This is a genomic window from Acinetobacter sp. WC-743, assembly GCF_000335555.1.
Classification (GTDB): Bacteria; Pseudomonadota; Gammaproteobacteria; order Pseudomonadales; family Moraxellaceae; genus Acinetobacter; species Acinetobacter bereziniae.
Genome location: NZ_AMFQ01000097.1, coordinates 70,279 through 88,242 on the forward strand (window position 1 = coordinate 70,279; position 17,964 = coordinate 88,242).

General features: G+C 35.1%; 18 protein-coding genes. 12 read left to right on the forward strand and 6 right to left on the reverse strand.

Annotated features, from left to right (window positions below; all coding sequences use genetic code 11):
• The first annotated feature begins 478 nt into the window (after nt 1-478).
• The 6 genes from ACINWC743_RS24500 to ACINWC743_RS14015 all read left to right on the forward strand — a co-directional run bounded on the left by ACINWC743_RS24500 (nt 479) and on the right by ACINWC743_RS14015 (nt 6,688).
• Nucleotides 479-655, forward strand: coding sequence for a hypothetical protein (locus tag ACINWC743_RS24500; RefSeq protein ID WP_009585982.1), 177 nt, complete (start codon nt 479-481; stop codon nt 653-655).
• A 165-nt stretch (nt 656-820) separates the two neighbouring features.
• The gene (locus ACINWC743_RS13990) at nt 821-1,192 is read left to right on the forward strand and encodes a hypothetical protein (protein WP_035301201.1); all 372 of its coding nucleotides are present in this window, start codon (nt 821-823) and stop codon (nt 1,190-1,192) included.
• A 441-nt stretch (nt 1,193-1,633) separates the two neighbouring features.
• Nucleotides 1,634-1,849 (forward strand): hypothetical protein, encoded by a 216-nt coding sequence (locus ACINWC743_RS14000; protein ID WP_004829817.1) that lies wholly within the window; start codon nt 1,634-1,636, stop codon nt 1,847-1,849.
• A gap of 286 nt (nt 1,850-2,135) precedes the next feature.
• Nucleotides 2,136-3,284 carry a JmjC domain-containing protein gene (locus ACINWC743_RS14005; RefSeq protein ID WP_009585877.1) on the forward strand — a complete coding sequence of 383 codons (1,149 nt, stop codon included), beginning with the start codon at nt 2,136-2,138 and terminating at the stop codon, nt 3,282-3,284.
• An 8-nt stretch (nt 3,285-3,292) separates the two neighbouring features.
• The gene (locus ACINWC743_RS14010) at nt 3,293-4,558 is read left to right on the forward strand and encodes an HlyD family secretion protein (protein WP_009585943.1); all 1,266 of its coding nucleotides are present in this window, start codon (nt 3,293-3,295) and stop codon (nt 4,556-4,558) included.
• 3 nt (nt 4,559-4,561) lie between these two features.
• On the forward strand, nt 4,562-6,688 hold the full coding sequence (locus ACINWC743_RS14015; RefSeq protein WP_009585869.1) for a peptidase domain-containing ABC transporter: 2,127 nt from the start codon (nt 4,562-4,564) through the stop codon (nt 6,686-6,688).
• Nucleotides 6,689-6,758: 70 nt separating this feature from the next.
• On the opposite strand, the gene ACINWC743_RS14020 is transcribed toward ACINWC743_RS14015, so the two are convergent.
• Nucleotides 6,759-7,505, reverse strand: coding sequence for a hypothetical protein (locus tag ACINWC743_RS14020; protein WP_009585913.1), 747 nt, complete (start codon nt 7,503-7,505; stop codon nt 6,759-6,761).
• Between the two features lie 215 nt (nt 7,506-7,720).
• On the opposite strand from ACINWC743_RS14020, the gene ACINWC743_RS14025 reads away from it, so the two are divergent.
• The 5 genes from ACINWC743_RS14025 (at nt 7,721) to ACINWC743_RS14045 (ending at nt 10,027) form a co-directional block, all read left to right on the forward strand.
• Nucleotides 7,721-8,101 (forward strand): ribonuclease E inhibitor RraB, encoded by a 381-nt coding sequence (locus ACINWC743_RS14025; protein WP_005033416.1) that lies wholly within the window; start codon nt 7,721-7,723, stop codon nt 8,099-8,101.
• Nucleotides 8,102-8,239: 138 nt separating this feature from the next.
• Nucleotides 8,240-8,686 (forward strand): SRPBCC family protein, encoded by a 447-nt coding sequence (locus ACINWC743_RS14030; RefSeq protein WP_009585895.1) that lies wholly within the window; start codon nt 8,240-8,242, stop codon nt 8,684-8,686.
• 27 nt (nt 8,687-8,713) lie between these two features.
• Complete coding sequence (locus ACINWC743_RS14035) at nt 8,714-9,073, forward strand: DUF488 domain-containing protein (protein WP_009585989.1); 360 nt, start codon at nt 8,714-8,716, stop codon at nt 9,071-9,073.
• Nucleotides 9,074-9,167: 94 nt separating this feature from the next.
• Nucleotides 9,168-9,512, forward strand: a complete 345-nt coding sequence (locus tag ACINWC743_RS14040) for a zinc ribbon domain-containing protein YjdM (protein WP_009585926.1) — start codon at nt 9,168-9,170, stop codon at nt 9,510-9,512.
• A 56-nt stretch (nt 9,513-9,568) separates the two neighbouring features.
• The gene (locus ACINWC743_RS14045; RefSeq protein ID WP_009585958.1) at nt 9,569-10,027 is read left to right on the forward strand and encodes a nucleoside deaminase; all 459 of its coding nucleotides are present in this window, start codon (nt 9,569-9,571) and stop codon (nt 10,025-10,027) included.
• Nucleotides 10,028-10,119: 92 nt separating this feature from the next.
• Here the strand turns inward: ACINWC743_RS14045 and ACINWC743_RS14050 are convergent, their stop codons facing one another.
• From ACINWC743_RS14050 to ACINWC743_RS14070, 5 genes are all read right to left on the reverse strand, one after another.
• On the reverse strand, nt 10,120-10,533 hold the full coding sequence (locus ACINWC743_RS14050; protein WP_009585886.1) for an ExbD/TolR family protein: 414 nt from the start codon (nt 10,531-10,533) through the stop codon (nt 10,120-10,122).
• 20 nt (nt 10,534-10,553) lie between these two features.
• Nucleotides 10,554-10,979, reverse strand: a complete 426-nt coding sequence (locus tag ACINWC743_RS14055; protein ID WP_009585972.1) for an ExbD/TolR family protein — start codon at nt 10,977-10,979, stop codon at nt 10,554-10,556.
• A gap of 27 nt (nt 10,980-11,006) precedes the next feature.
• Nucleotides 11,007-11,867: a MotA/TolQ/ExbB proton channel family protein gene (locus ACINWC743_RS14060; protein ID WP_009585889.1), complete on the reverse strand. Its 861-nt coding sequence runs from the start codon at nt 11,865-11,867 to the stop codon at nt 11,007-11,009.
• A gap of 21 nt (nt 11,868-11,888) precedes the next feature.
• Nucleotides 11,889-12,593 (reverse strand): TonB family protein, encoded by a 705-nt coding sequence (locus ACINWC743_RS14065; RefSeq protein WP_009585892.1) that lies wholly within the window; start codon nt 12,591-12,593, stop codon nt 11,889-11,891.
• 144 nt (nt 12,594-12,737) lie between these two features.
• Nucleotides 12,738-15,413: a TonB-dependent receptor gene (locus tag ACINWC743_RS14070; RefSeq protein WP_199953675.1), complete on the reverse strand. Its 2,676-nt coding sequence runs from the start codon at nt 15,411-15,413 to the stop codon at nt 12,738-12,740.
• Between the two features lie 745 nt (nt 15,414-16,158).
• On the opposite strand from ACINWC743_RS14070, the gene ACINWC743_RS14075 reads away from it, so the two are divergent.
• Nucleotides 16,159-17,949, forward strand: coding sequence for an ABC transporter substrate-binding protein (locus tag ACINWC743_RS14075; RefSeq protein ID WP_026040282.1), 1,791 nt, complete (start codon nt 16,159-16,161; stop codon nt 17,947-17,949).
• Nucleotides 17,950-17,964 lie beyond the last annotated feature (15 nt).

Below are 17,964 nucleotides of genomic sequence, written 5' to 3' on the forward strand. Positions count from 1 at the left end.
AATAAATAAATGCTTTTATAAATTTAAATGAAAAATCATGATTAATTTTATTAGTAATTGTATTTGTTTTGAAATTTTTTGATCTATATGATTCTAATTTTAAGTATTTATTTTAATAGGAAAAAGGATTAAGCAATATGAAATTTTCTACAATGCGTGAACTATCTCTAGAAGAGCTAGATGTTATTTCTGGTGGGGGCTGAAATATGTCATCAATATCTATAGGTAAAAGAAAATCTCAAAAAATAGGAGTAATTTTCTTTAGTTTACTCCTTATTGCTAATTTATATATGCAAATTTATAACTACTTTAATGATAAGGATTTTAAATGGTTTGTAATTTTATGTAACATTTTTTTAATTTTAGTATGTCGTTATTTTTTTAATTTAGAAGATTATTTGAAAAATAAAGGATGGCTGTAAGTTTTTGTAAAGACTTTTTAGCAATAAATTTTTAACTTCATTATGGAGAATATATTATGCGTGAAATTATGATTCAAGAGATGACTTTAGTTTCTGGTGCAACTGATGATGGTAAAGGTGGTTCTACTAGCCGAGATTTCAAAAAAGCCTTAATTACATTAGCCGTTGAAAAGAGTTATGAAATTATTGAATCACAGATTGACTACTATACAACTATGTACGAAAGTGCTTGATAATCTGGAGTTGCCTTAGAGGTGATAGCTGTTCCTATGTTTACGGTCAGTATGTTTAGTCAATTAAAATCGATGATAGATGTTAATGGTTATACCGAGAAAGTTGGTGGAAACTATTGAGAATTAAGTAAATATTAATATAAATAAGTAGGGTTTAATAATATTATGAATATGAATTATATTATCTATGGTTTTTCTAGGACAATTTTTGTTTTTTTAATAGTAGTAGCTATAGGGGTTTCTTTAAAATTATTAAATATCAATAATAGCATAGAAATATCAGTGATAATTTTTAATTTATTGTTGATTTTTTGTGGGTATAAGTTTGTGGAAAAATCTTCAAAAGAAAAATACAAAAATAGCTTATTTTTATCGATAATAATAAGTTTTTCTTTTGCTTTGATTTTTTCTCTTTTTAATGAATTTGAATTATTAATTATTTTTAAAAATATCTTGTCTATTTTGTTTTTTATATGTGTTGGTATGTTTGCTAGGTATTTTGTAAAAACTGTTTTTAATAAATATGAAACTTATTGAGTTGTTATGTATTTAAATTTGTATTTTAGCTATTATTGGTGGGTTTTTAGTATATTTTATTAACTGTTTAACTTTTATTTTAATTTATTGTTGAGGTGGTGTTTATGTTTTTTAGTAATATGGTAGACAATGGGGATTTTATTAGAGTTAAGTGTGTTATTTGGTCTAGTATTGATTTGGATTGTGTATGAATTTTTTTAATTTTTTATTGATGTTAGAGTTGAGGACAGTAAGTTTAAACCCTATTTATTTTGCTTTAACTTCTATTTTTTTTTCTTCAATTTTAATTATTTTATTGTGGTATCAAAATATTAATATTTTTATTTGTATTTTTATTGGTTTTTTAATTTTATGGGAGCGATATTTAATTTTTAAGATTAAAAAAGCAGGTTTTAAATTATAAGTACCTATATTAGGTTGATTTTTACAGAGGATTTTAATATGAAAGAACTTTCTTTAATTGAATTAGAATTAGTAAGTGGTGCAAGTGGTGAATGCTTGGCTGCAGCAGTATTTTTAGGTGTGTCTCCTTTAGGGGGGCCTTGGGCCGTTGCTGGTGCAGCCTTTACAGCTTATAGTGCTTGTGTTGCAGGAAATGACTATTGTAATGATGGCACTAATTATGGGAGAGGTGGTAAAGATGGTGGAAACTATTAATATTTAAACATTAGCCCTCTTGCGAAAGTAGGTTTTTTGGTCATTTAGGTTTTATGTAATATCTTTTAAATCAAAGACCATACCTACTTAAATTTTGACTAATGCAAGAGGTCTACTAATAGCTAGACTTTAAGCTTAGTTTGTTGTTTTACTTGAATATTTTTTAAGTGATTTATCATATTTTTAAATTTATTTTATTAATATTGATTCTGTTTTATTTTTTAATTTTATCACTATTTCAACTTGCTAATATTTTTTATTAATTTTTATAATTTGGTGTAATTTAATGATTGTTAACTTTAATTTTAATCAAAGAAAGTTTAGAGAAAAATTTTTGTATAAAGAGCCGTATTTATTCAAGAAAGCAATTCATAAACAGGAGCTCACATGGAATGATGTAAATGAGTTGTATAGCCGTGCTGATATATCACATATTAATTTTAAATTAATGGATGGTTATGAAGTTTCTAAAGATAAATATGTTGAAGAATATAATAACTTAGGGGTAGTTGAGTATAAATGTATTACATCAGTTCTTTATGAATATCTTAGGAAAGGTGCAACTTTAGTTTACAATAGAATTAAAAATGAACCATTTGTAGATAATATAAGTAGACAAGTTGCCAGTTTTGCAGAAGCACATACAATAACGGGTGGATATGCTGCATTTAGTTCAAAGTCCTCTTATAAGAGTCATTGGGATACACGAGATGTTTATGCGGTACAGTTATTAGGAAGAAAACGATGGATTTTGAGGAAACCTAATTTTGAATTTCCCTTGTATATGCAACAAACTAAATATTTCTCAGATATAAAAGAGCCTGAAGAGGTTTATATGGATGTTATTTTAGAAGCTGGAGATATTTTATATATACCACGTGGTTGGTGGCATGATCCATTGCCGCTTGATGAAGAAACTTTTCATCTAGCGGTTGCTACTTTTGCACCTACAGGTTTTGAATATATGCAGTGGTTGCAAAATGCGATTCCAAGTATTTTAGATTGTCGTAGAAATTTTTATGATTATGAACATGATGCAAAGATGATTCAGAATATTAGTAATCAAGTTTCAGAGATTATTAAAGATAGGAAATATTATGAAAGCTTTATGATGCATCATATGGTAAATCATCATGTACCATCAACATTATCTTTAGATATTTTAGGTAATGGTAAAATTGGGCAGTTAGAAGAAGATCAAAAGCTTTGCTTAAATGCAAACTTAGTATATGTATTTGATGATGGTTTCGTCATTATTAATGGAAATAAACTCAATGTAGATACAATAAGTTTACAACTGATTCAGTATTTGTTCGAACATCGGTATTCATTCGTTGCGGATATAGTTGCTCAATTCAATAATTATCCAGCAGATAAAATAAAAAAACTTCTTTTCCAATTGGCTTTGGAAAATATTATTGGTCTTGTGACGTGAATTTTTAGATGAGTTCAAACTTATTTCGTAAAGAAGTCTTTAATGCAAAAAAAACTCGATGGACGGGAAGCATTATTCTCTCTCGCCCATTTAGTTTTACTTTCTTAACAATTTGCGCATTGTCTATTGCGTTAATTATTGTTGCTTTTGCTATATGGGGAAGTTATACCAAACGCAGTACGGTACAAGGTCAATTGATTCCACAATCTGGATTAATTCAAGTTTATGCCACCCAGCAGGGCACTATTGTTAAAAAGAATGTGTATGAAGGACAAATGGTTAAACAAGGAGATATTCTTTTTGTCATATCAACAACTAACTATGGAGAACATGGTGATATTGCTGCAGCTTTATCTAAACAAACTCAATTAAAAGAGCTGTCGATTCGTAATGAAATTATACGATTGCGTCTACTTCACAAAAATGAAAGAGAAACAACGTTAAACCAAATAAATTTATTAAAAGAAAACTTAATAAAGATGGATAATTTAATTCTAAATCAAAAAAATCGCGTCAATTTAGCTAAAGTAAATCAAGAGCGTTACGAACAAGCATTTAAGCTGAATGCAACATCAAATGAAGAGTTTGAAACAAAAAAAGCAGATTTTTTAAGTCAACTTGATCAATATGAATCATTACAGCGTGAAAGAATAACTTTTGAGAAACAGTTAAATGAACAGTATATCAATCTAGGTGGATTGAAGAATAAGCAGAATAATGAAATTGAACAGTTAGAACGCTTGTCGTCTACAAATACTCAAGAATTCATTGAAATGCAATCTAGACAGCAGATCGCAATACAAGCGCATACATCTGGAGTGGTGAGTACGGTTAATGCCGAGGTAGGGCAATTTGTTGATTTATCTAAACCCTTATTGGTTATTCTTCCCGAAAATACCCCTTTAATTGCACAATTTTATGTGCCAAGCCGTGCAATTGGGTTTGTTAAAGAAGGTGATCAGGTTTTATTACGTTATCAAGCATACCCTTATCAAAAATTTGGTCATGCGAAAGCGCAGATTTTATCTGTAGCAAAAACGGCATTGGCAAGTCAAGATTTAAAAGCAATAGGGACTATTTCTCCACAAGAACAACTCAATAATGAACCCGTGTATTTGGTAAGAGCAAAACTTGATAAACAGATGGTAAAAGCTTATGGAAAGGATATGCCTTTACAAGCGGGAATGACCCTTGAAGGAGATATTATGCATGAAAAGCGTAAATTGTATGAGTGGGTTTTAGAACCATTGTTTAGTATTACAGGAAAACTATAGTCCATGCGTTATCTTGATCGTTTATCTTTAGGTCTAGGTCGAAAAATTCCTGTAATACTACAAACAGAGTCATCAGAATGTGGGTTAGCTTGCCTCGCAATGATTGCAGGCTATTATGGTTATGAATCAGACCTTTTAACATTAAGACAGAGATATCCTATATCTCAAAAAGGAGCAACACTTACAACTTTGGTTAAGATAGCCAATAAATTGCATCTTACGACTCGCCCGCTCAAGCTTGAACTGGAGGAGTTAAATCAATTAAGACTGCCATGTATTTTACATTGGAATTTAAATCATTTTGTGGTTTTAAAAAATGTATCAGCAACAAAAATAACGATTGTTGATCCAGCTTTTGGGGAAAAAGTATTTACCTACGATCAGGCTTCATCGCATTTTACAGGGATTGCTTTAGAGTTATGGCCCGATTCTGACTTCGAAGAAAAAAAAGATAAAACAAGTATTCGTATTTTTAAATTATTTGGTGAAATTAGAGGATTATGGAAATCTTTAGGGCAAATTCTGATTCTTGCTTTAGTCCTAGAAGTTTTCTCTCTCGTCAGTCCATTCTTTATGCAATGGGTGATTGACCATGCAATTGTTTCTGCTGATTTAAACTTACTCACGACCTTGGCAATCGGTTTTGGCCTGTTAATAATATTGAGTAGCTTAATTAGCTTGCTACAAGCATGGGTGATTATGCATATGGCAACCACATTGAATGTACAATGGAAAGCCAATATTTTTCATCATCTTGTTAACTTACCAACCACTTTTTTTCAGAAACGTCATTTAGGGGATATTATTTCCAGATTTGGCTCGATTGATGCAATTCAAAGAACGCTAACAACATCATTTATTACAGCCATTCTTGATGGGTTGATGACAATTTTTACATTAATACTAATGTTTGTATATAGTCCAAAACTAGCATGGATTGCAGTAATTTCGATGTTATTGTATGCGATTATACGCTGGATTTGGTATTACCCTTTAAGACGAGCGACAGAAGATCAAATTGTCCATGCTGCAAAGCAAAATACTCATTTTATGGAAACAATGCGTGGCGTAAAAGCAATCAAACAATTTGAGAAACAGGACTATAGACAAGCAACATGGTTAAACTTATTTGTAAACCAGATTAATGCTGGATTGACAACACAGAAGCTAAATCTCATGTTTGGGTTTGTAAATACATTATTATTTGGCTTACAGAATATTGTTATCATATGGTTAGGCGCAACTTTAGTCATTGAGGGCGAATTTACTGTTGGTATTTTAATGGCTTTTATTGCCTATAAAAATCAGTTCGGTGGGAGAGTAAGTTCTCTCATTGATAAGTATGTTGAAGTAAGAATGCTTAGTCTACATGGTGAACGTCTAGCGGATATCGTACTTACTGAACAAGAAAAAACAGAAAGTTATTTATCTATTCCTGAGTCCTCAGAACTACAAAAAACAGAAATTGATGTCAGGTCTCTGAGATTCAGATATTCAGAAGATGAATCTTGGATTATTCATGGTATTAACTTTAATATTCCAGAAGGACAATCTGTAGCAATTGTCGGTCCTACGGGTTGTGGAAAAACTACACTAATGAATTTACTGTTAGGTAATTTAACACCTGAGCATGGAGAAATTAAAATTGGTGAGCAAAGCATAAAGAGCCTTGGTGTTAATCAACTCAGGCATTTTATCGCCTATGTTGCCCAAGATGATGTGTTGTTTGCAGGTTCAATTCTTGAAAATATTAGTTTTTTTGATGAAAATGTTGGGCAAAATTGGGTTGAACAATGTGCAAGAATGGTTTCAATACATGATGAAATTATGGCTATGCCAATGGGATATCAGACATTAGTAGGTGATATGGGAAATATTTTATCTGGAGGGCAAAAACAGAGAGTATTATTAGCAAGAGCATTGTATAGAAAGCCTAAGATTTTATTTTTGGATGAGGCAACGAGCCATTTAGATATCATCAAAGAGAAAGAAATTAACGACATGATTAAAGCACTCAGGATTACTAGAATCATTATTGCTCATCGACCAGAAACAATGGTGTCTGTTGATCGCATTATTGCTTTAAATAATGGTCATATTGTTAGTGATCAAATGATTGATTCTATGTAATGTACTTTATAATCTATTTAGAAAACTATTTAAAACCCTAAGATGTTGATTTTTTAGATGCATGTTTTTCTTAGCGGGTGCTTAACAAGTAGAGTATGAATGCAATAATGATCACGATAATAATGATAAACAAAGGTGAACGTTTTTTCTTCGATTGATCTTCAATTCCTACCAATGGGCTTGTTGAGGCGCTTGGACGTGTGTGCGCGTGAAGCGTGGCATCTGTTGTGGTTTTCTGGGTTCTTGTTTGCATGGCGTTCAGATAATCCGTTGCGGAATCATAGCTTTCTCCACCCGCAAATTGATTCATAATATTGTCCCAGTCAGGGTGATGTTCATCAATGCGTTCTTTACGACCATCCTGATATAAAATAAAAATTTCACCTGTGCTGTAGTTGGTTTGAATAGATTTGTACTGAGGATGAGAACGCTGATAAAAATCCTGATCAGATTCAAAGTCGAGAATGTTAGAATCAGGATTCTCAGCTAATTCCTCCACAAAATCTTTAGCATCTTTTAGACCCAGATGACTTTGGTCCATGACCAATTTTATTGCTTCAATCTTACGACCTTTTTGGATGAGCGATAGAACTTCATGATGTTGTATCGGTTGAGGTGTATTTAAACTATCTGTGTTCTGATGAGCGTATTCACTGTTAAAAAATTGCGCCTGATTTTCAAATTGATCAACAAAGTCTTTGGACTCTTTTAAACCTAAATTTGAGTGATCTTTAACATATTTAACTGCTTCAACTTTACGGTTTTGTTGAAGAAGTAAACGAATTTCATGTAACTGTTGCTCATTGAAATGTGTCATTGTCCACCTTTGAGTATTTGTTTATGCAATGCTCAGTAACTGATACTAAGCCATAGAAATTTTTATTAATCATAGAATTTAATAATTTTTTATTACAAAACAAAGCCAAATAAAAGTAGTAATTTGTGTGCGAATAGGCAATATTTTAAAACTGTCATAAAGTTTTGTTATTTTTAAAGTCATCCTATTTTAAAACCCTATAAGAGGACGCTGCCATGACTCGTGATTTTGAAAAATTTCCAGAAGATGATAATGGTAATCTACTTTGGCAAATGCACGAAGATGGTGATGATTTAGACGAAATACATGAGCTTGAATTCTCAATGTATTTCAAGACACAGGAACTTGCTGAAAAATGTGCGATTTCTCTGTTGCTTGAAGAACAAAAAATATCACTGTATTTAGATGAAGAAGTACATCCCAATGAATGGGTGATTACCATCTATGTCAATCTTTTTCCAGAATATGAGGATATTGTGGACTTAGAACAATGGTTTACTAAGATTGCCGAGCAGTTCGATGGTGAATATGATGGTTGGGGATGTACAACTTATGTCTTTGATATCGAAGAGAGTGATGATCAACAATTAAATTGAGATCAATTATTTATAGAGCATATCCAAAGAGATATGCTTTTCTTTTTTAAGTTTCAAACTACTAAAGCCATACAAATACCAATAATTTACAGCGCTAAACTAGATATTTAACAAGAATAAATAATCAAGGATTTGAGAATGAGCAATACGGTCAAGTTACATCGTGTTTTTAGTGCGCCAGCAGAGCGTGTTTACAAGGCTTTTTTAGATCCAGATGCGCTTGTCAAATGGATGCCGCCACATGGTTTTACTGCCAAAGTGCATCATATGGATGCAACTGAAGGTGGATCATATCGAATGTCGTTTACTAATTTTTCTACAGGTTCAATCCATTCCTTTGGCGGAACGTATGCGGAACTGATCCCGAATCAACGGATACGCTATTTTGATCGTTTTGATAATCCTGAATTGGCAGGAGAAATTGAAGTCATCATTGACATTAAAAGTGTGTTAGTAGGAACGGAAGTGAATATTACTCAATCAGGTATTCCTGAAGTCATTCCTGTTGAAGCATGTTATTTAGGCTGGCAAGAATCGCTGCAGCTTCTCGGTCTTTTAGTCAATCCAACTATTCCTGATCAATAAAAAATAGACCAGTAGAGTTTAATAAAAGTGACAATTTATACAAAGCGTATCTATGAGGAAGTGTCTGAAAAAGATGGAAAACGTATTCTTGTGGATCGTTTATGGCCGCGCGGAATAAAAAAAGAAAATGCACATATTGATGTGTGGCTTAAGGAAATAACACCTTCAAATGATTTAAGAAAATGGTATCACCAAGATAGTGAGCATCGTTGGGACGAATTTAGACTGAAATATAAGGCTGAATTAGAGCAACAACAGGCATATTTAGAACAACTGCGACAATGGGGTCAACAGGGTCCAATAACTTTATTAACTGCTGTCAAGAATGAAGATCATAATCATCTGACAGTACTGCTTGAGGTGCTGAATCATCAAGTCTCGTCATGATGTTTATTATTCCTTATATTTGTTAGGGGTTTTAAGTTGATGAAAAATGGATAGATGTTATGATGCTTCTTTTTTAATGTTATAGGAGTGAATCATGTCATTGCCTAACTGCCCAAAATGTAGTTCTGAATATACCTATGAAGACGGTGATTTGTTGATTTGCCCTGAATGTAGTTATGAATGGAAAGAAGGTGAGTTATCACAAGCTGAAGAGCAAGTTGTCATCAAAGATGCTGTAGGTAATATTTTGGCAGATGGTGATGCTGTTACTGTCATTAAAGATTTAAAAATCAAAGGTTCATCTTCAGTGGTAAAAGTGGGTACTAAAGTTAAAAGTATTCGTTTGTTTACAGATAGTAGTGATGGTCATGATATCGATTGTAAAATTGAGGGTATTGGTCAAATGAAGTTGAAATCTGAGTTTGTTAAAAAAGTTTAAACCTTTTGCTCACTGATGTTGCCTGAAATTTAAGCTATTTAAGAGAAGATGAAAGCATGCAGGATATTGAGTTTTTACAATACGCCGTGAATCTTGCTAGAGAAAATGTTGAGCAAGGTGGTCGTCCTTTCGGTGCGGTGATTGTTTATCAAGGCGAGCTGGTAAGTACAGGCGTTAATCAGATTTTAGCTCACAATGATCCGACTTCACATGCAGAACTGAACGCAGTACGCCAAGCTTGCCAGAAATTACAACGTTTATCTTTAAAAGATTGTGTGGTCTATGCAAGTGGTCAGCCTTGCCCAATGTGTTTGGCTGCAATGCGGATGGTTGGCGTGGAGAAAATTGTCTATGCTTATTCCAATTCTGATGCAGAACCTTATGGTTTATCGACTGAACAGGTGGCTGTGCAACTTAGGCAGCCTCCACAACAGCAAGATGGCTTACAATTTGTTCAATTAAAATTGGATCTGCCTTTTCATTTATATCAAATTTGGCAGCAAAGCAGTAAGTAAGATGTGCTTTAATAGGTTTTTTTCTTAAAATTCAAGTAGCTTTAGAATCACGCATAGATTGATCTATGCGTGATTCAGTTTGAGTTTACGATTTAATGATTTGTTGCAATGGCAATTTTTTTCACATTTAAGCGTTGTGCTGCTGCCATAACCATCGCGACATCTTTATATTCAGTGAATTGGTCAGGTTGTACTTTGATCTGATCTTGATCAGATTTTTGTGCAACACTTGCCAATAAAACTTCCAACGCTTGTTTGTTTTCCACCTCTTGATTATTCCAAAAAATTTTACCTTGTGGATCAATTCTCAAATTGATTGGCTCTAGTGGTTGATCTTGATTGGGTGGAGGATTGCCATTAGGTAAATTAATATTAATCGCGTTATTGGGGATCGGGATAGTAATAATGAACATGATGAGCAAGACCAGCATGACATCGATAAGCGGTGTCATATTGACATCCAACATGACATCATCATCTTTATTTGAACCAACATTCATCGCCATAAAATATTCCTCTTATTTGATCATGGTGCAGCAACAGGAGTGGTCACAAAGGCAATTTTGCCAATACCTGCCTGTTTGGTCGCACTAATGACCTCATCAATTGCCTCAAATTTGGTGACTTGATCGCCTCGAATATGTACCTCTGGTTGAGGGCGTTTCTGAGCTTCCACTTGTAGACGGCTGATCAATGTATTTTTATCTGCTATATATTTTTCGTTCCAAAAAATATCACCTGCTTTATTGACTGCAATTTGAATATTGATAGGTTTGGTCACATAAGGTGTATTTTTTTCCTCAGGTAATTTGACTGGCACTGTATGTATGGCAACCGGCACAGTAATTAAAAAGATAATCAGCAACACCAACATAATATCAACCAATGGTGTGGTATTGATGGCTGAAATTACATCATCTTCGTAGCCTTCTGAATTTACGCTCATTCCCATGCTAGATACCTCGTATTATTGCTTATACTATTTAAGGTCGTTGGTATTTTTGATTTCACCACTCAATAACACAGTGTGCAGATCAGAACCAAAAGTACGAACATTGTCCAAAACTGCTTTATTTCGGCGAGTGAGCCAGTTATAGCCAAGTACGGCAGGTACTGCGACAGCGAGACCGATTGCAGTCATGATCAAAGCTTCTCCAACAGGTCCAGCAACTTTATCAATTGATGCCTGTCCTGAAATTCCGATTGCTGTTAAGGCATGGTAAATTCCCCAAACCGTCCCAAATAACCCTACAAACGGGGCAGTGGAACCTACCGTTGCCAAGAATGCCAAGCCCCCACTTAAATGACTTTGGATTTTATCTATGGCACGTTGAATCGAAATCGTGACCCATGTATTAAAATCAATTCGTTCAAGTAAATTGCCTCCATGTTTTTTTGTTGAATGAATCCCTTTTTCTGCAATAAAACGGTATGCGCTTGTTTCATTCAGTGTTTCTGCTGCATGGTCTATCGAAGCTGCATCCCAAAATTTAGCTTCAACTTCTTTTCCCTGACGTTTGATCTTGGCTTGTTGGATAAACTTGGTCACCATGATGTACCATGTACCAATCGACATCAGCACCAAGATAAATAAGGTCGATTTAGCAACGATATCGCCTTCACGCCATAACGCTTCTAAGCCGTAAGGATTGTGAACAGCTTGACTTGTAGCAGGTTGAGGTGGTGGGGTATGGGCACTATTATTGGCATTTTCAGTAGTTTGAACTGCTGTTGCTGTAACTGTTTCTTCTGCAAATACGCTAGAAATAGGCAGTACACTGGTACCTGCTAAAACACTTGTTAATGCAAAAAGTCGGACAGTTTTCATCATTTTATTCATTCAGGATCTCCAATTTTTTAATTAATTCATTACAAATTCATAGGGAATGTCATACCAAGAATCTTGAGGTTCACCATTCTTCAAGGCAGGTTTGAAAGTACATAAACTGAAAGCTTTTGAAGCTGCTCTATCTAAAGCTTTACTACCACTCGATTTTTTAACTTTGGCTTCTTTAACTTTGCCATCAGCACCAACAAAGACTGAAATAAGAACTTCACCTTGTTCTTCACTTTGTAAAGACTCCCTTGGATAATCAGGCTTTTTACAGCCCGCTTCACCACGAGAAACACCCCGTGTTTCACCAGCAGGTTTGGATTTTGGCGTAGGATCAGATTTCTGTTCTGACTCTGTTTTTTGGGTTGGTGTAGACTCTGGGCTTTCAGATGTTTTCTGTGTTGGCTTTTCAGTTGGTTTTTCCTGAGGTTTCGGATCTGGATTGGTTTTTTGCACCTGTTTTTCACGAGGCTTTGGATCGGGTGTTTTTAATACTTTCTCCACTAACTTTGGAAGCTCAGGTGGTTTTTCAATAGGTTTTGGTTTTTCTGGTTCAGGCTTTTTGTCCTGAATGATGAGTAATTCAACTGGCTCATCAGTCGGCTTTTCCACATGCTTAGACAATCCTGTAATCAGTCCATAAAGGATGATCAGATGCAGAAGAATTACAGCTCCAATACCAATCAGGCGTTTGGCAGAATTATTTTCTAATTCTGAAAAATTCTTGCCCATTGCGACTCCTGAAATGAGAGACAAACAATAAATAGCGCAAAAGAGGCTATATAAAAATTGTGTTCAATTTTTTGTTTGACGATGTGAACGATTTACTTTCACAAACAACAGAAGAAATTGGGCTGCTGTTTGTGAAATACTCAGTTAGAACTTATAGGTCGCTCTTAGGTAATATGCACGACCTGTTGGATCGGCATAACTTGAGTCATAGCCATATTGGAAGTTATCTGTAACGTTCGAGGCAGGTGGATCTTGATCAAAAATATTTTTGATTCCTGCAGTGAGTTCAAGATTCTTAAATCCACTATAAGTACCTGCGATGTTGTAGAGGGTGTAATCGCTTACACGATGTTGGTCGTATTTTGCTTCACCCGTTGTATTTGAGTCTTTATAGCCACGGCTAAATTGTTGTTCAAAGATCATTTTCCAGTTGTCGTAGCTCCAATTTACATTGGCAACATGTTTCCAGCGTGTATACACTTGTTGATTGTAATAGCTCCCTACACGACCGATCCATTCACCTCCTTTTTCTTCTTGTTTGTCATATTTGATGACATAGGTTCCGTCAATACCAAACCCAAATCGTCCAGTTTTGGTCACAGGTGTAAGATAATTCAAACTTAAATCAACCCCTTGAGTTTTGATCCCTCCCATATTGATCAAAGTGGTACTGACATATTTGATACGACCATCTGCGTCACGGACAAAAAGACTTGCATATTTATTTGGATCTGCGAAAACAATTGAATCTGTAATGGCATCGATTAGATTATCAACTTTGATGTTGTAATAATCTGCTGTGAATACAAGGTTTTTGATCGGTTCAAATACCACGCCAGCTGTATATGATGTTGATTCTTCAGCTTTTAAATCTGGGTTTCCACCTTGCATACGCTTAAATTGGACATTACATTCTGTTTGATATTGTGGTGAACTAGCAACTCCACCTGGGCAAAGTACAGGATCATTGTATCTTGAGCCTGTGTAAGTCTGGCTTTGAGGTGCATTGATGTCGTATAAACTTGGTGCACGGAAGCCTGTGCTATAGGATGTGCGGAACATTAATTGTTTTAAAGGTTCCCAGCGCAGCGCCACTTTAGGATTGAAAGTATCCCCAAAGTCACTGTAATCATCATAGCGAGCGGCAAGTTGTGCCTCTAAATTGGCTAAAATCGGAATATGTAATTCAGTGAATACGGCTGAAATATCACGATCACCTTTACTCACAGGTTTGTCTGGATCTATTCCACTTCCAGGCACTTGTCTAACAATTTCAGCATTAATTTTTTGATCCCAATTTTGTTTGGTAAAACTTCCACCTAAAGCAAAGCCAACATCACCAGCAGGTAAGCTGTAGATGGGGCGAGATACAGTGACATCAACCGAAGTTGAATCTAAACTGGCTTTGTTGGTATCTCCGTTGACTTCAAAGGATTTCCAAATATTAGCATCTGCCGAAGGACCAAATGGATTGAGCGAACCATCATTTAATGCAGCTTGAACTTTACTTTGGTTAAGATAACCAGCATTAAAGCTGTCTGTTGCCTCGCTTTTTGCATAAGTTAAACCTGCATTGATATCCCATCCATAAGCTTCACCTTCAATTCCAGCAAATGCTCGGTGAGAGTCATTGGTTGTTTTGCCAGAGCGATTGCCACCTTGTGAACGCAGATAAAGTTGTAAATCTGAATCATTCAAGCCACTCACTTCTGGGGTAATTCCTTTGCCTGGATAATATTGACTTGTACTTGGGAGTGTTACAGAACGACTGTATACATCAGGGGCAATCGAAGTCGTCACTTCATTGCGAGAAAAAATATACTCCCCAATTAAATTAAATTGATCTGAAAGTTTAAATGTACCTCGACCAAGTGCTGAAATTGTTTCAACTTCTGGGGTAATGCCAATCAGTGCTTGCGTGTTCAAATAGCATAAGCCCCCATCTGCAATAACATTGGGCGTGTTATTACAATTTGTATTGCCATATGGGTTTGCAAGAATATTGGATTTTGGCTCAAAAAAGTTTGCAGGAAAGGCATTTGCTGAACTGGCATCTAGTCCCAGTTCAGGGATTACGCCCCCGCGACGACTGATTTTACGGTCTTTCGCCATGATATTATTGGCTCTACGATAATCAACTACGCCGTAAACGTTAAAGCCTTGTTCGTCTAAATTACCATATCCCCCAAAAATAGAAATGTCTTGTTTATCTCCACCACTGGCTTCAGGTTGAGTAGCACCAACACTAATATTGAGTCCTTCAAAGGATTTTTTTGTAATGAAATTAATTACACCTCCTATTGCATCTGCGCCATACACGGCAGAAGCACCATCCCGGAGAATCTCTATACGCTCCACCATTGCCATTGGAATAATATTAAGATTGGTGGTGGATGTGCTGAAAGGGCTATAAGCCAAACGACGACCATTGAGTAATACCAATGTTTTATCTGTTCCTAAACCACGAAGGTTGGCAGAAGAACCCTCTGTATTACTTGCTCCGACGTTTTGTGAAGTTGAAAATCCTGCTTGGTTTGAACTGACTTTGGTCAACGCTTCTTCAACTGTGGTGACCCCTTGTTTCGCTAAATCATCTCCTTTAATAATTGTAATGGGGGACGCACTTTGGGCAGCAACCCCTTTGATCGAAGAGCCTGTGACCGTCACTTTTGCCACTTTGGTTGTTTGAGGGCTTTCTTCATTTTCCGCTGCTTTTGCTACAGAGAGGTACATCAAACTTAAACTAAGTATGCTTAATTTAAGAATATTTTTCCCCATTATTGGCGATTCCAAAGAACGAAACTCTTTGTTCATTTTCATATTTTCAGACATCCGTTTTTTTTGTACTTAGCGATATTGCTGCAATGCTTTCTAGCAATACAAGTGCCAACTATCTAATTATATGTTGTAAAAATATACAAAAAATTGCTAATAAATTACGTTACTAGTGTCTAATTATCTTATTCTTCCGTGGCTTGATTGAAAAAATCTAATTTTTAAAAAATATTAAGGAAAGATGAAAAGATTGTAATTAAAGGTGTTGTTTTATGGTGATTATGTTTAAGCAATTTTTTTAAAATCAAATGTTTAATATAAGTTATGAGTAGTATATAAATTTATTATGATTTAAATTTTTATATTATTTTATAATAATCATATATTTATTAATTATTTTAAAGTGTTTGATAAAATAAGTGAGCAATTTTGGAACACTGGTGTCCTTAAATTGTGCAATATAAGTCATTTTGATAAAGGTTATACGAATTTAATATTTATATCAGTTTTCGTACAAATCATTATATGTCGAACTTTGATAAATACTTAATAATTGTCAATTTATTACGGTAAAAATAAACAAAATTTACAACGTTGATTATGGGTGGCATGAAATTCGCTTTCGATTTAGGGCTGTTATCTTGTGCAGTTTTTCACTATTGTTAATTTGATATTTGGTTTCGTACCAAAGCGGTAATGTACAGGATGATCGTACCGTTAGCATACTGTTTCATATGATCTGATTCAGAGCTGAGGCGCTTTTCAAGGTTTGCTACTCTTATAAAAACACATAGGTATGAATTTGGAATCTAAGCTTTTACGTATTGCATTGTGTGCTTATGCAATCGGTTGTGGGGAACTCGCCATTGCGAAAACTCCTGCGCAACCCAATAAAATTTTGAATTTGGCCTTTGAAGCGCCAGATGATGGTTTTGATATGGTTAAAACCTATAATTACTACAGCGGCAATATCGCAGAAGCGATATTTGAGCCTTTGTTAAAATATGATTATTTGGCTCGACCAGTGGTACTCGTGCCCAATACAGCACAGTCCTTACCAAAAATAGAACAAGAGGGTAAGGTTTATACCTTTAAAATTCAGCCTGGAATTTATTTCACCGAAGATCCTGCATTTAAGGGAAAACGACGTGAATTGACTGCTCAGGATTATATTTACTCAATACAGCGTATCAGTGATCCGAAAAATCACTCTCCAACTTACTCTTTTATCGATGGTAAGATTCAAGGTTTAGCATCTGTGGTTGCTCAGGCAAAAAAGACTGGAAAGTTTGATTATGATGCACCGATTGCAGGGCTTAAAGCTTTAGATAAATATACATTGCAATTCACTCTTACCCGTCCTGACTATAATTTCCCATATATTTTAGCTTATGTCACTTTTAGCGGAACAGCACGAGAAGTTGTTGAGTTTTATGGAGATCGTATAGCGCAACATCCCGTAGGTACTGGACCCTATCAACTCAGTAAATATGTGCCACGTAGTAAAATTGAATTAGTGGCAAATCCTGACTATCGTGGTTTTATCTGGAATTATAAATCTACAGGAACAGCTTGGGATAATCAGTTGGTCAAGGAAATGACAGGCAAAAAAATGCCCCAAGTCGGTAAAGTTGTGGTCAGTATTATTGAGGAGGAGCAATCCAGATGGTTAGCGTTTAAATCTGGGCAATTGGACTTTGATAAATTAACCTCTAATGCTGTTCCACAGGCACTCAATGGTACACAATTAAAACCTGAATTAAAGAAACAAGGTATTCAGCACTTTCCCAATAAAGATCCAGAAATTACCTACACCATGTTCAACATGAAAGATCCAATTGTGGGTGGCTATAGTTTAGATAAAATCGCCTTGCGTCGAGCGATTACCTTGGCATATAACCAAGAAGAAGCAATTAAGCAGCTTTATAAGGGACAAGCTGTCCGAGCTGAAATGCTCGTGCCAGATGGTGTACAAGGGCATAATGCTCAATATCGCAGTAGCGTGGCTTATAACCCTCTATTGGCGAACAAACTACTGGATCGATTTGGCTATAAAAAAGCCAAGGATGGATACCGAACTTTACCCAATGGGCAGCCATTGACATTGAAATACAATACGGAAAATAGTTCCAGTTCAGTCATTCATTCTGAGTTATGGAAGAAAAATTTGGACGCGATTGGGGTGCGTGTTGAATTTAAAGTTAGTAACTTTGCTGATAATTTAAAAGAAGCCATGCAATGTAAACATATGATTTGGGGTGGTGCGTGGATTGCTGATTTCCCTGAAGGCGAAAATTTTGCTCAGTTGCTTTATGGTCCTAATTCAGGAAAAGGCAATTTAAGTTGTTATCAATCTAAAGCTTACGATTCACTTTATCAGCAAGCCTTAACCTTACCACCACAACAACGACAGCCTTTTTATGAAAAAATCAGTCGTCAGATTGAAGCCGATAATCCTTGGATTATACATACCACCCGAATTCGTAATTGGTTATTGCAACCACAAGTTCAAGGCTATAAAGCGCACCCAATGATGAATACCGTTTGGCAATATCTTGATGTACAGTCAATCAAAAAATAACTGATAAAGTTGAAG

What these genes read in the sequence shown, in the direction of transcription:
- ACINWC743_RS24500 (WP_009585982.1), top strand. Translation starts at nt 479, where the DNA reads ATGCGTGAAATTATGATTCAAGAGATGACTTTAGTTTCTGGTGCAACT.
- ACINWC743_RS13990 (WP_035301201.1), top strand. Translation starts at nt 821, where the DNA reads ATGAATATGAATTATATTATCTATGGTTTTTCTAGGACAATTTTTGTT.
- ACINWC743_RS14000 (WP_004829817.1), top strand. Translation starts at nt 1,634, where the DNA reads ATGAAAGAACTTTCTTTAATTGAATTAGAATTAGTAAGTGGTGCAAGT.
- ACINWC743_RS14005 (WP_009585877.1), top strand. Translation starts at nt 2,136, where the DNA reads ATGATTGTTAACTTTAATTTTAATCAAAGAAAGTTTAGAGAAAAATTT.
- ACINWC743_RS14010 (WP_009585943.1), top strand. Translation starts at nt 3,293, where the DNA reads ATGAGTTCAAACTTATTTCGTAAAGAAGTCTTTAATGCAAAAAAAACT.
- ACINWC743_RS14015 (WP_009585869.1), top strand. Translation starts at nt 4,562, where the DNA reads ATGCGTTATCTTGATCGTTTATCTTTAGGTCTAGGTCGAAAAATTCCT.
- ACINWC743_RS14020 (WP_009585913.1), bottom strand. Translation starts at nt 7,505, where the DNA reads ATGACACATTTCAATGAGCAACAGTTACATGAAATTCGTTTACTTCTT.
- ACINWC743_RS14025 (WP_005033416.1), top strand. Translation starts at nt 7,721, where the DNA reads ATGACTCGTGATTTTGAAAAATTTCCAGAAGATGATAATGGTAATCTA.
- ACINWC743_RS14030 (WP_009585895.1), top strand. Translation starts at nt 8,240, where the DNA reads ATGAGCAATACGGTCAAGTTACATCGTGTTTTTAGTGCGCCAGCAGAG.
- ACINWC743_RS14040 (WP_009585926.1), top strand. Translation starts at nt 9,168, where the DNA reads ATGTCATTGCCTAACTGCCCAAAATGTAGTTCTGAATATACCTATGAA.
- ACINWC743_RS14045 (WP_009585958.1), top strand. Translation starts at nt 9,569, where the DNA reads ATGCAGGATATTGAGTTTTTACAATACGCCGTGAATCTTGCTAGAGAA.
- ACINWC743_RS14050 (WP_009585886.1), bottom strand. Translation starts at nt 10,533, where the DNA reads ATGGCGATGAATGTTGGTTCAAATAAAGATGATGATGTCATGTTGGAT.
- ACINWC743_RS14055 (WP_009585972.1), bottom strand. Translation starts at nt 10,979, where the DNA reads ATGGGAATGAGCGTAAATTCAGAAGGCTACGAAGATGATGTAATTTCA.
- ACINWC743_RS14060 (WP_009585889.1), bottom strand. Translation starts at nt 11,867, where the DNA reads ATGAATAAAATGATGAAAACTGTCCGACTTTTTGCATTAACAAGTGTT.
- ACINWC743_RS14065 (WP_009585892.1), bottom strand. Translation starts at nt 12,593, where the DNA reads ATGGGCAAGAATTTTTCAGAATTAGAAAATAATTCTGCCAAACGCCTG.
- ACINWC743_RS14070 (WP_199953675.1), bottom strand. Translation starts at nt 15,413, where the DNA reads ATGAAAATGAACAAAGAGTTTCGTTCTTTGGAATCGCCAATAATGGGG.